Source organism: Pseudomonadota bacterium (genome assembly GCA_039196715.1).
In the GTDB taxonomy this organism is placed as follows: Bacteria; Pseudomonadota; Gammaproteobacteria; order CALCKW01; family CALCKW01; genus CALCKW01.
This window is the reverse complement of record JBCCUP010000105.1, coordinates 1-12,051: the sequence shown is the minus strand read 5'-3', so window position 1 is coordinate 12,051 and position 12,051 is coordinate 1. Positions and strand designations below refer to the sequence as shown.

Sequence of the window (12,051 nt, the reverse complement as noted above, 5' to 3'; positions counted from 1 at the left end):
GGTAGTCCTCGACCACGCGCGCCGTGGCGTCGAATGCGAACAGGTAGTCGACCGTGGCGGCCATCTCGAACGCCCCCTTGTACCCGTGGCGCCGGGCGCCGGCCAGCCACTTGGGGTTCAGCACCCGTGCGCGCACGACGCGGTTGATCTCTTCTTTCAGGGTGCGGGCGCGCGGCGACTCGGGCCGGCTGTGGTCCATGTGGTAGACCGCCGCCTCGCGCCCGCTGAGAGTCGCCACCGCGGCGCTCATGCCACCTTGAAACTGGTAGTAGTCGTCCGAGTCGAGCAGGTCGTGCTCGCGGTTGTCCTGGTTGTGCACGACGGCCTCGAGTTGGCCGAGCCGATGCTCGAAATCGGCGTGCGCGGCGACGCCGTCGCGGTCTTGCCCGTAAACGTACCCACCCCAGTTGACGTAGGCCTCGGCGAGGTCGGCGCGCTCGTCCCAACAGCCCTCGTCGATCAGGCCCTGCAAACCGGCGCCGTAGCTGCCGGGCTTGCTGCCGAACACGCGCGCCGCGGCACGCGCCCGGGCAGACGCGGCGTCGACGCCTTGTGCCGTCAGGTGCGCGGATTCGGCGCGCACGCGCGCCGCGATCGGGTTGTCTTCATCCGACTCGTCGAGGGTCGCCACGCGTTGCACCGCGGCGTCAAACAGGCGGATCACGTTCATGAACGCGTCGCGGAAGAATCCGGACACCCGCAGGGTCACATCGATCCGCGGTCGATCGAGGATGCTGACCGGCAGGATTTCAAAGTCGGTCACGCGGTGCGATGCGGTGTCCCACACCGGGCGCACACCGAGCAAGGCAAAGGCCTGGGCGATGTCGTCGCCTCCGGTTCGCATGGTCGCCGTCCCCCAGACCGACAGCCCGAGCGTGCGTGGGTAGTCGCCGTGGTCCTGCAGGTGCCGCTCGATCAGCAAACCGGCCGACTTCCAACCCAGGTGCCAGGCCGTCTGCGTCGGAATCGCACGCACATCAACCGAATAGAAATTGCGGCCGGTCGGCAGTACGTCGAGCCGGCCGCGCGACGGTGCGCCGCTCGGCCCGGGAGGAACGAACGCCCCCGCGAGCGCAGCCAGGGTGTTGGCGGTCTCGGCGGTGGCGCTGTCGTCGAGGCAGCGGGCGACGGCGGCGATCGCGGGCGCAAGCGCGGCACTGTGCTCGCCGGGCGCCGCCATGTCACCGGCCACGAGAAGAGCCGCCGCGCGCTCGAGCCGTTCGACCGTGTCGCCGCGGCTGCGCCACGGCGACGTGTCCAGCGCGTCGAGCCACGCCGGTCTCGGGCCGTCGCACCGGTCGCCGAGTGCACAGTCGAGCACGTCGTAGTCGATGCCGGCGTCGCGCGCGAGGGCGCGGAGCACGGATGCGTGCTCGCCCTCCCCGCCTGCACGCGGCAGGCGCAACAGCGCCACGGTGGTGTCAACCGCAAGCCGCCCGCGCGGTGCTTCGCCGAACACGTGCAAGCCGTCGCGAATCTGCGCCTCCTTGAGCTCGCACAGGTACGCGTCGAGCTCGCCGATCAGCGCGTCGTCGCCGTCTGCCTTGAGCTCGCGGTCGAGGTGCGCGCCTTTGGCGACCGCGAGAATCTCGGTGTGCAGCCGAGCCGCGCGGCGCGGGTCGAGCACCTGAGCGTCGAAGTATTCGTCGACCAGCCGCTCGAGTTCGCGCATCGGCCCGTAGGCTTCGGCGCGGGTCAACGGCGGCATCAGGTGATCGACCACCACGGCCTGTGTGCGCCGTTTGGCCTGCGCGCCCTCACCCGGGTCGTTGCAGATAAAGGGGTAGACGTTGGGCATCGGGCCGAGCAACGCGTCGGGCCAGCACGCGTCGGAGAGTGCGACGCCTTTTCCCGGCAGCCACTCGAGGTTGCCGTGCTTGCCAACGTGCACGACGGCATCGGCCTGCCAGCCAAAGCGCAACCAGAAGTAGAACGCGATGTAGCTGTGCGGCGGCACGAGGTCCGGGTCGTGGTAGGTCGCGTTGAGGTCGAGGTGGTACCCACGGGCGGGCTGCACACCAACGAACACCGAGCCGAGCCGGAGGCCCGCGATCGGGATGGCACCGTCCCGCAGGTCGGGCGCCGCGGAGGCAGGGCCCCAGCGCTCGACCACCGCCGCCTGTAAAGCCTCGGGCAGGGCCGACGCGAACCACGCGTCGTAGTCGGCAAGCGCCACCGACTGCGCCACGGGACGCAGCGCCCGTGCGACCGGGTCGTTGGTCACGCCCGCCTGCAGACACTGCATCAAGGTATCGCCATCAGCGGGTACCGTGTCGACGGTGTAGCCTGCGCCTTTGAGTGCGGACAAGAGGCCGCACGCCGACGCCGGCGTGTCGAGCCCGACTCCGTTGCCGAGGCGGCCCTCCCGGCTGGGGTAGTTGGCGAGGATCAGGGCCACGCGCTTGTCTGCGTTGGGGGTCATCGCCAATCGGGCCTGGCGCGCGGCCAGCTCGGCCACCCACGCGCAGCGGGCCACGTCCGGCTCGTACTGCACCACGTCGCACTCGGTCAATTCACACCGGCGCGCGAGCCCCTTGAAGCTGATGGCGCGCGTGATCACGCGGCCGTCCACTTCCGGCAAGGCGATGTGCATCGCGAGGTCGCGCGGCTGCAGCCCGAGCGTCGAGGCCTCCCACGCGGCCCGGTTGCCACCGGCCAGCACCACCTGCAACACCGGCACCGCGCGGTCGAACGGGTTGGCCCAGGTTTCTCCCGCCGTGCCGATCGCAAAGGCCGTGGTGTTGAGGATCACAGCGGCACCCGCGTCGACCAGGCGCTCGTTCACGGTTGCCCGGCAGACCGGGTCCTTGAGCGAGGCCACCGCCATGGGCAGCGGGTTGAGACCTGCTGCAACGAGTGCGTCGCACAGGCTGTCAAACACCTGGGTGTTGCCCGAGAGCAGGTGCGCCCGGTAGAACAGCACCGCCGCCACCGGCCGTTCGGGCTGCCAGGCCTGTTGCCAACGCTCCAGTGCGCGGGCCTCCTCCAGCGGGTGGTACACCGCAACAGGCGGCAAGGGACGAGGCCCATCGAGTTCCGCCGACAGGTCGCCGCCGGCCTTGAGCAAGCGCAGCAGGTTGAGCGCGTTGCCGGCGCCTCCGGCGCGCAAGTAGCGCCAAACGCGCTCGGACACCGCGTCCGCCACCGTCGAGCACGCCCGAAGTGCGGGGTCGTCGTGGTCGTCACCCGGCACGAAAATCACCGTCTGGCTGCGCGCTGCGGCGAGCGCGCGCAGCCGCTCGACACCGTAGGGCCAATAGCCCTCGCCCCCGAGCAAGGAAACCACCACGCAAGTCGCGTGTTGCAGCACGTCGTCGACATACAGATCGACCGAGGCGTGCTGGCGCAGGTGCAGGAGGTTCGCGAGCCGCAGCGACACCGACGCCCCGCTCGCCGCCAGACGCTGTGCCGCGACAGAGAGGCTCGCCAACTCGGTGTCAGCGGCCGACAGGATGACCCAGTCGGCGGGGCTCTGCTCAACGCGGGCGATGCCATCGGCGTCGTCGACAAAGCCACCAGGTTCGGTGCGCAACAGGTGCATGGATCAAGGTGTCGCGGGGGAAGACGGCGCGCAGTATACGCCGCCACGGTACACGCACCGTGGCAAACTCGAAACAAAGCGGTGCGTACAGCCCGCAACCCAGAGGACGCAGGCCATGATCGCTGCCTTGTCGAACCGCGCCGACTACGCGAGCCTCGCTCAGGCGACCTACCTCAATCAGGCCTCCCTGGGACTCACACCGGCGCCCGCCGTGGCGGCCATGCACGCGTACCTCGACAACGTCGGGCAGCACGGCAACCTGCACTTGAGCGACGCAGACGAGCTGGCCTTGTTGACACCCTTGCGCGAAGCGGCGTCACAGTTGTTCAACTGCCCTCCAGCGCAACTGGCCATCGTGTCAGGGGCCAGTGAGCTGTTGTCCCAATTGCCGTACCTTCTCGCGCTGCCGCGCGGCAGCCACGTGCTGTGTGTCGACAGCGATTTCCCGGCCTTGACGCGCCCGTGGCTGGCGCTCGCGACGCGATCGGACACGACGGTGAAGTTCGTCGCAGAATCGGCAGACCAGGACCTGACCGAGACGCTGATCAACCAGCTCGACGCGCGCACAGCCGTGCTCGCGGTCAGCCACGTGCAATTTTCGACCGGATCTCGCGTCGACGTTCCGCGCTTGCGCCGTGCGACACGCGCCAACGGCACGCAGCTGGTGGTCGATGTCACCCAATCGGCAGGCTCACTCCCGATTGACACCGCCGTTTGGGACGCCGACGCGGTTGTCAGCAGCGGCTACAAATGGCTTGGCGGGCAAGGTGGTGTGGGCCTGGCCGTGCTCTCGCCCACGCTCACGACGAAAACCCCGCCGATGCCGGGTTGGATGGGCGCACCCGACCCGTTCGACACGCAACCCACGCAGCTGCCTCTGGCCGACGGCGCGCAACGCTTTACCCAATCAACCATGTCTTACGGCGCTGTGACAGGCTTGGCGATTGCGGTATCCGAGTTAAACCGACTGGGGGCAACGGCGATCGAACGCCACGCCGGCCAGCTTTCACAGCACCTGTCAGAGGCAGTGGCCAGCACCCCTTGGACGCCGTATCGCGCTCCGTCTGACCCTGCGGCGGCGCCGCACATCGTCGCGCTCGCCCACCCGAACGCCACGGCGGTGTCGGTGGTAACGCGGTTACGCCGGGCAGGCGTGGTCTGCAGCGCACGACGAGGGCGCTTGCGTGTGTCGCTGGCGCATTACAACAGCGACACAGACATCGACACCTTGGTGCGCACCTTGTGCGTCGAGGCGCAGTGACACCGAGATCAGTACACCAGGATGGCGCCCGTGGCGATCAGGCCGATCAGCGCGCCACGCAGCGAGCCGACCTGTTCACCGAGAATCCACCAACCGATCAGCGCCGCGAAGACCGACGAGGTCTCGCGCAGGACCGCCGCTTCGCCGACTTTGCCGACGCGCGTCGCGAGCATGATCGAGCCGAAGCTCGCCATGGCAACCGCTGCTCCGACCAGACCGCGACGCAACAACGGCAGCCACGCCGGTGGCTCGGCCATTCGCACCCGCCGACGCCAGGCCAGGACCGGAAACAGCAGCCCGTCGACAATGAAGAACCAGACGATGAAGACAGCCGGGTGTTCGGCCAGTCGGATGCCCCAGGCGTCGTAGACGGTGTAGGCCGCCACAAAGCACCCGGTTGCCAGCGCGTAGCCGAGCGCGGCCACCAGGGTACCGCGGTCGATCTGCACGTCCCGCACGTTGACCCAGGCCAGCGCAAGGATGCTGCCGGACAACAGCAGCACCCCGCCCCACTGCCGCCCCGTGTAGACCTCGCTGAACAGCACGCCGGCGACCAGCACGGTGACGAGGGGTCCGGTGCCGCGCACGACCGGGTAAACCACCGTGAACGCGCCGAGCTCATAGGCCCGGGCTTGCAGCAATTTGTACACACTGTGCACGACGAAGACGCCGACCAACACCGGCCAGAGCGCCGGCTCGGGCCAGGGCACCACGAACACCGCGAGGGGCAGCGCCAACAGCAGGTAGCAAAGGTCGACGGCACCGCGCATGGTCACCGGGTCGTAGCGGCCCTTCTGCATTGCCCCAAGCGTCGCGTGCAACACGGCGGCAAGCAGGGCGAGCCCGATGGCGACACGACGGCCGGTGTCCGTGCCCTCAATGGCCAACACCCACTCGGTCACAACGCGCGACGCCTCACCTCTGCTGCGTGACACGCGACAGCCGCCGGCGTGCGCATCAGATGATTTCGTCGTCGTCGTCGAACATCGGGTCGGTTTGCAGCGCCGCTTCGTAGGCTTCGATGCGCTGCTCGGCGATCTCGGCTCGCCGAACCCCGGCAACGTGGAACAGCGCATCGCCCTGGTGGACCAGCGGGAGTTGCGTTCGGCCGATGACAATGCCGGTTTCCGGGGCTTGCAATTCGATGTCATTGGCGCCGAAAGGGTCCGAGATCACGCCGAGCAGGTCACCTGCCTCGACAGTGTCGCCCGCCCCCTTGAAGCCCCGAAACAGCCCGCCGTGCTCGGCCCGAACCCACTGACTGCCGACGGTTTCGATGGATTCGACCCGCTCGCTCTGCCGCCGGCGCGCCGGCAGCATGTCGAGCGTGCGCAACACCCGCAGGATGCCCCGCAACCCGACGCGCACCGAGGGTTCGTCGAAGCGCAAGGCTTCACCGGCCTCGTACAGGAGGGTATCGACGCCCATCTCGGCCGCCGCCTCGCGCAACGAGCCCTCGAGCACCCGCGACACCATGAACACCGGCGCGCCAAAGGCCTTGGCCAGTTCCCGCGCCCGCGGTTGGTCCGGGTTGACGCGGATCTGCGGCAGGTTGGTGCGGTGGACGGCAGCCGAGTGCAGGTCGATGACGAGGTCAGCGCGCGCCACCACCTGCCCGAGGAAGATGTTCGCCAGACGGGATGCCAGCGAGCCGTGCGGGCTGCCCGGAAAGCAGCGGTTGAGATCGCGACGGTCCGGCAGGTAGCGCGAGCGCGCGAGAAAGCCGAAGGCGTTGACGATCGGCACAGCCATCAGCGTGCCGCGCAGTTGGTTCAAGTGCCGTTGCGCGAGCAACCGCCGGATGATCTCGACGCCGACGATTTCATCGCCGTGGATAGCCGCACACACCAGCACGGTCGGCCCGGCCTTGCGTCCGTGCACCACGTGCACCGGCAAGCGCACCGGGGTGTGGTCGGTCAGCGTACCGACGGGCAGATCGACCGAGCCGCGCGTGCCCGGCTCGATCTTGTCACCGCCGAAGTGAAAGGCGACTCTCGACACACGTCAGCCCTTGTTGCTGGTTCGGGACTTGCGCGTGAGCGCGTGCTTTTCGATCAACTGGATGATCTTGTCGGCGACGTCGACACCGGTTGCCTTCTCGATACCCTCCAGCCCCGGCGAGGAGTTCACCTCCATGACCACCGGGCCGTGGTTCGAGCGCAGCAGGTCCACACCCGCGACATTGAGACCGAGCCGTTTCGCCGAGCGCACGGCGGTGGACCGCTCTTCCGGGCTGATCTTGATCGAGCGCGAACTGCCGCCACGGTGAAGGTTCGAGCGAAAGTCGCCCGCCGCGCCCGAGCGCTCCATCGCCGCGACCACCTTGCCCCCGACGACGATCACGCGGATGTCCGAATTGCCGGCTTCCTTGATGAACTCCTGCACCAGGATGTTGACGTTGGCGCCGCGAAAGGCCTCGATCACGGAGCGGGCGGAGTTGTGGGTCTCGGCGAGCACGACCCCGATGCCTTGTGTGCCCTCCAGCAGTTTGATCACCACCGGCGCGCCCCCGACCATCTCGATAACCTGGTCGGTCTGCTTGGGGTCGTGCGCGAAGGCCGTGACCGGCAGACCCACGCCCGCTTCGGCGAGCAACTGCATCGACCTCAGCTTGTCACGCGATCGGCCGATGGCCACCGACTCGTTGAGCGCAAACACGCCCATGAGCTCGAACTGGCGCAACACGGCCAGCCCGTAGAAGGTGACCGACGCACCGATGCGCGGAATCACGGCGTCGAACTTCGGCAGTTTCTCGCCGTTGTAGTAGAGCGCGGGCCGCCGGGAGGTGATGTTCATGGTCACACGCAGCGTGTTGACGACCTCCATCGAGTGGCCGCGCGCCTCGGCAGCCTCGATCATGCGCCGGTGCGAATACAACTCCGGGTTGCGTGCCATCATGCAGATTTTCATGTGTCGTCTCCCGTGGCGTGCGGCGCGCCGCACAAAAAAGATCGGCCGGCGTTGACCAGCAGTTTGCGTCGTCGGATCGCCGTACGGCCCAGAATCAGCGGATTCAGCATGCCCGTGCGATCAGCGAGCGTGACCTCGACCAGCCAGCGCGCGTCGCCGAGCACGAGGTCCGTGCGGATCGTGGTGCGCAGTTCCGGCACCCCGCCGGTGTTGCGCACCTTGCGCCGCCCATGCACCGGGTGGCTGACCCGCCGACCCGATTCGAACGGCAAGCTGAAATGGACCTGGTCCACACCGTCGACCGTGTGAAACTCGAGATCGACGGCGTGCAACGCGCTGGTGCGCGCGCCGGTGTCGACCTTGGCACGCACCGGGGCGTGCAAGAGCGCCGGCATCGCGACCCACTCGCGCCAGCCGATTACCTGCCCTGCCTCTGGGGCCATGTCTGCAGCATCCTCGATCACACGCCCCGCCGACGCTCGCCCCCATTCTACCGCGTCGGGGTCGCGGAATCGGGTCGGCGCCCGCGACGGACCCCGCTCGACGCCGCAGCGGCGACCCAAACCGCCGCGTTTCGGTCGCTGCAGGCCTTGTTTCGCGTCGACGCGCAGCCGAGAATGCGCCGCGCCACACTCGAGAGCCGACCCATGTCCGCACCCGGAATCACCTTTTCGCGCCGTGTCCGCAGCACGCCGTTCACCAGCCGCATCCTCGCCGGTGGCGTGCAGTCTTTCACGGTCTACAACCACATGCTGCTGCCGAGCTGGTTCCGCGGCGTCGAGGCGGATTATTGGCACCTCTGCGAGCACGTGCAGGTCTGGGATGTGAGCGCCGAGCGCCAGGTCGAAATCGCCGGCCCAGACGCGACCAAGCTGATCCAGTGGATGACCCCGCGCGACCTCTCACTCGCCAAGGACGACCAGTGCTTCTACGTGCCGCTCTGCGACGAGCAGGGCCGCATGGTCAACGACCCGATCGCGATCAAGCACAGCGACGACCGCTGGTGGCTCAGTATCGCCGACTCCGACGTGCTGCTGTGGGCCCGTGGCCTGGCCCAGGGTGCCGGCCTCAACGTCACCGTGGACGAACCCGATGTCTGCCCGGTCGCGGTGCAAGGCCCCAAGGCCGAGGCGCTCATGGCGCGGGTGTTTGGCGACGCGGTCCGCGACATTCGCTTTTTCCGCTACAAACACCTCGACTGGCAAGGCCATCGCTTTCTGGTGGCGCGGTCGGGCTGGTCGCACCAGGGCGGCTTCGAGATCTACGTCAACCACCCCGAACGCGGCCAGGCGCTGTGGGATGCGTTGTTCGCGGCCGGCGAGGACCTCAACGTCGGGCACGGCTGCCCGAACCAGATCGAGCGCATGGAAGCCGGGTTGTTGTCCTTCGGCAGCGACATGGACCTGACCACCACCCCGCTCCAGTGCGGCCTCGACAAGTACTGCCACCTCGACCGCGACATCGAGAGCATGAGCCTGCCAGCGCTGCGCCTGCAGCGGCAATTCGGCATCCCGAGTCGGCTCGTCGGCGTGATTGCCGAAGGCGTCGAGAGCGCTCCCCGAGCGATCGCACCGCCGTTGTTGCTGCAGGGCGAACCCGTGGGCGACGTCACCTCCCAGTGTCTGTCAGCCCGGTGGGACGCCTGGCTCGGGTTTGCGATGCTCGACGCAGAGCACATCGAGGCCACCCTCGTCAAAGGCGCGACGCTCGAACTCGACACCGGCAACGGTCGGGTGCCAGCGCGGGTCGTCGAACTGCCGTTCACGCTCGACGACGAGGGCTTGACGCCGCGGCCGCGCTGAGCCAGCTGAGCACGGTGTCTTGACCGACACGGCAACGCGAGCTCGCCGGGTGCCGATGCAACCAACGCCGTTCGGTCCGCCTCGGGCCGGTATACTGCGGCGTATTCCACACAGCGAACCGACATGAGCAAAGCCTCCTTTCTCGATCCCGCGACGATCGCGCTGCACACCGGCTACCGCCCCGAGAGCGACCACGGTTCGCGGGCGGTGCCGATCTACCAGACCACGAGCTACGCCTTCGATGACGTGGCCCATGGCGCGGCCCTGTTCAACGTGGAGACCGGCGGACACATCTACAGCCGCATGACCAACCCGACCGTGGCGGTGCTCGAACAGCGCATGGCTGCGCTGGAGGGCGGTGTCGGGGCGGTGTGCACCGCCTCTGGCATGAGCGCGCTGATGACCACCTTCGCGACCCTCTGCTCGGCAGGCGATCACATTGTCGCGGCCGCGCAGATCTACGGGTCCACGGCGACCCTGCTGCGCAGTACGCTCAAACGGTTCGGCATCGAGACGACCTTCGTCGACATCAACAAGCACCGCGCGGTCAGCCGCGCCATCGAGGCGAATACCAAGCTTGTCTTTTGCGAGTCGATTGGCAACCCCGGCCTCGACATCGCCGACCTGCCGGCGCTCGCAAAGGTCTGCGCGCGCAAACACGTGCCGCTGGTGGTCGATGCCACCTTTGCCACACCCGCACTCAACAACCCGATCGCGCACGGCGCCCACATCGTCGTGCACTCGTTGACGAAATGGGTCGGCGGCGCGGGCAACGCGCTCGGCGGGGCGATCATCGACGGCGGCAACTTCGACTGGGGCAAGGCACCCGAGAAGTACCCGACGCTCACCGAGCCCTATGCACCCTTCCACGGCATCAGTTTCTTCGACGAGTTCGGCCCGAGCGCCTTGTCGATGCGCATTCGCGCCGAGAGCATGCGCGATTTCGGCGCGGCGATGAGTCCGCAAAACGCTTTCCTGCTGTTGCAGGGGCTCGAGTCACTGAATCTGCGGATGCCGAAGCACGTCGCAAACGCCGAGGGCCTTGCCACCTGGTTGGCCGCACACGACGGTGTCAGTTGGGTGAACCACCCGAGCCTCGAAAGCCACCCGAACCACACCCTCGCACGCGACCTCTTCCCGGTCGGTGCCGGTTCGGTCCTGAGCTTCGGTGTCGCAGGGGGCGTTGCATCCGGAAAGGCCTTCATGGATGCGCTGAAGCTGGCAACCAACCTCGCGAACGTTGGCGACTCGCGGACGTTGGTGTTGCACCCGGCGTCGACCACCCACTCCCGACTCGACGCCAAGGCACGCAAGGCCGCCGGCATCCCGGACGACCTGATCCGTGTCTCGGTCGGGCTCGAATCCCTGCGCGACATCAAGTCGGATTTCACCCGCGGGTTCAAGGCCGCACAACGGGCGCTCAAACGCGCCGGCGAGGGGTGACACCGTGAAGATCAACGTCAACAACGCGCCCATCCACGTCGCCACCGGCGGCAAATCCATCGACCCGGCGCTCCCGGCGGTTGTCTTCTTGCACGGCAGCGGCCTCGACCACCGCACCTGGGCACTGCAGAGCCGGTGGTTTGCCTTTCGCGGGCACACCGTCGTTGCACCCGATCTGCCCGGCCACAGCCTGTCTGGCGGCCGGCCGTTGCGCTCGATCGAGAAACAGGCCGACTGGCTCTGGGATCTGCTCGACACCCTCGGCATCGCAACCGCAAGCCTCGTCGGACACTCTCAAGGCGCGTTGATCGCGCTGGAGGCAGCGTCGCGTGAGCCGCAGCGGGTGCGTTCGCTCAGCGTGGTCGCGTCAGCTCACGCCGTGCCAGTCAACCCGGCCCTGCTCGAGATGGCGAAAACCGACCAAACCGCGGCGGTCGACGCCATGCTGAGCTGGGGTTTCAGCGATGCCTACCTGGGCGGCATGTCGCACGTGCCAGGCCAGGCACCGATCGCGATCGGCCACAGGATCATGAGCGCCAACCCGCTGCACGCGGACCTGACCTGCAGCAATGCCTACCGGAACGGCCTCACGGCGGCGGCCACTGTCACCGCGCCGACACAACTGATCCTCGCGCGCGACGACAAGATGACGGTGCTCAAGGGCGGCATGGTGTTGCGCGACGCGCTGCCGAACGTGCAAGACGTCACGGTGCTGGACGGGGTGGGTCACATGCTGCCGATCGAGGCCCCCGACGCGGTGCTGCGTCACCTGTCCGCCTTCATCACTGCACTCGACTGAGCACTGCGGCCCCCTTCAGGAGCATGGCCGTCCCGAAGGGAGGCCGGGGCCCCGCCCGGGGGCGATGTGTCGTGCCCTGCGGCCGACCTCTGCGCCGCCGCTTCGCCGCGTGTTGCTTCGCAACGACTCGGCTCCCACAGGGCCATGTGCCAACCCTAACCCCTGTGGGAGCGCGGCCGTCCTGACGGGAGGCCGGGGGCCCGCCCAGGGGCGATGTGTCGTGCCGTGCATCCGACCTCTGCGCCGCCGCTTCGCCGTGTGTTGCTCCGCAACGACTCGGCTCCCACAGGGCCAT

9 protein-coding genes are annotated in these 12,051 nt (G+C 68.1%); 4 read left to right on the top strand and 5 right to left on the bottom strand.

The annotated features are described in order from the left end of the window. Positions 1 to 3,541 (bottom strand): cobaltochelatase subunit CobN (gene cobN / locus AAGA11_21185; GenBank protein MEM9605389.1); only part of this gene is annotated, 3,541 nt, incomplete at its 3' end. A 115-nt stretch (positions 3,542 to 3,656) separates the two neighbouring features. Here cobN and AAGA11_21180 point away from each other — a divergent pair. After that, positions 3,657 to 4,802 (top strand): aminotransferase class V-fold PLP-dependent enzyme, encoded by a 1,146-nt coding sequence (locus AAGA11_21180; GenBank protein ID MEM9605388.1) that lies wholly within the window; start codon positions 3,657 to 3,659, stop codon positions 4,800 to 4,802. Between the two features lie 8 nt (positions 4,803 to 4,810). On the opposite strand, the gene AAGA11_21175 is transcribed toward AAGA11_21180, so the two are convergent. From AAGA11_21175 to AAGA11_21160, 4 genes are read right to left on the bottom strand one after another with little or no spacing between them, the layout of a single operon-like run. After that, positions 4,811 to 5,704, bottom strand: coding sequence for a DMT family transporter (locus tag AAGA11_21175; GenBank protein ID MEM9605387.1), 894 nt, complete (start codon positions 5,702 to 5,704; stop codon positions 4,811 to 4,813). 55 nt (positions 5,705 to 5,759) lie between these two features. Then, positions 5,760 to 6,803 carry a succinylglutamate desuccinylase/aspartoacylase family protein gene (locus tag AAGA11_21170; GenBank protein MEM9605386.1) on the bottom strand — a complete coding sequence of 348 codons (1,044 nt, stop codon included), beginning with the start codon at positions 6,801 to 6,803 and terminating at the stop codon, positions 5,760 to 5,762. Between the two features lie 3 nt (positions 6,804 to 6,806). After that, positions 6,807 to 7,712, bottom strand: a complete 906-nt coding sequence (gene rimK, locus AAGA11_21165; protein ID MEM9605385.1) for a 30S ribosomal protein S6--L-glutamate ligase — start codon at positions 7,710 to 7,712, stop codon at positions 6,807 to 6,809. Beyond that, on the bottom strand, positions 7,709 to 8,155 hold the full coding sequence (locus AAGA11_21160; protein ID MEM9605384.1) for a RimK/LysX family protein: 447 nt from the start codon (positions 8,153 to 8,155) through the stop codon (positions 7,709 to 7,711). The genes rimK and AAGA11_21160 overlap by 4 nt, the downstream gene beginning before the upstream one ends. Before the next feature lie 204 nt (positions 8,156 to 8,359). On the opposite strand from AAGA11_21160, the gene AAGA11_21155 reads away from it, so the two are divergent. The 3 genes from AAGA11_21155 to AAGA11_21145 all read left to right on the top strand — a co-directional run bounded on the left by AAGA11_21155 (position 8,360) and on the right by AAGA11_21145 (position 11,756). After that, positions 8,360 to 9,514, top strand: a complete 1,155-nt coding sequence (locus AAGA11_21155) for a dimethylsulfoniopropionate demethylase (protein ID MEM9605383.1) — start codon at positions 8,360 to 8,362, stop codon at positions 9,512 to 9,514. 123 nt (positions 9,515 to 9,637) lie between these two features. Then, entirely contained in the window at positions 9,638 to 10,957 is a 1,320-nt protein-coding gene (locus AAGA11_21150; GenBank protein ID MEM9605382.1) for an O-acetylhomoserine aminocarboxypropyltransferase/cysteine synthase family protein, read from the top strand. Positions 10,958 to 10,961: 4 nt separating this feature from the next. Further along, positions 10,962 to 11,756: an alpha/beta hydrolase gene (locus tag AAGA11_21145; protein MEM9605381.1), complete on the top strand. Its 795-nt coding sequence runs from the start codon at positions 10,962 to 10,964 to the stop codon at positions 11,754 to 11,756. The last annotated feature ends 295 nt before the right edge of the window (positions 11,757 to 12,051 follow it).

Coding starts and splice junctions, on each gene's coding strand:
- AAGA11_21160 (MEM9605384.1), bottom strand. CDS start 8,155: ATGGCCCCAGAGGCAGGGCAGGTAATCGGCTGGCGCGAGTGGGTCGCG.
- AAGA11_21180 (MEM9605388.1), top strand. CDS start 3,657: ATGATCGCTGCCTTGTCGAACCGCGCCGACTACGCGAGCCTCGCTCAG.
- AAGA11_21150 (MEM9605382.1), top strand. CDS start 9,638: ATGAGCAAAGCCTCCTTTCTCGATCCCGCGACGATCGCGCTGCACACC.
- rimK (MEM9605385.1), bottom strand. CDS start 7,712: ATGAAAATCTGCATGATGGCACGCAACCCGGAGTTGTATTCGCACCGG.
- AAGA11_21155 (MEM9605383.1), top strand. CDS start 8,360: ATGTCCGCACCCGGAATCACCTTTTCGCGCCGTGTCCGCAGCACGCCG.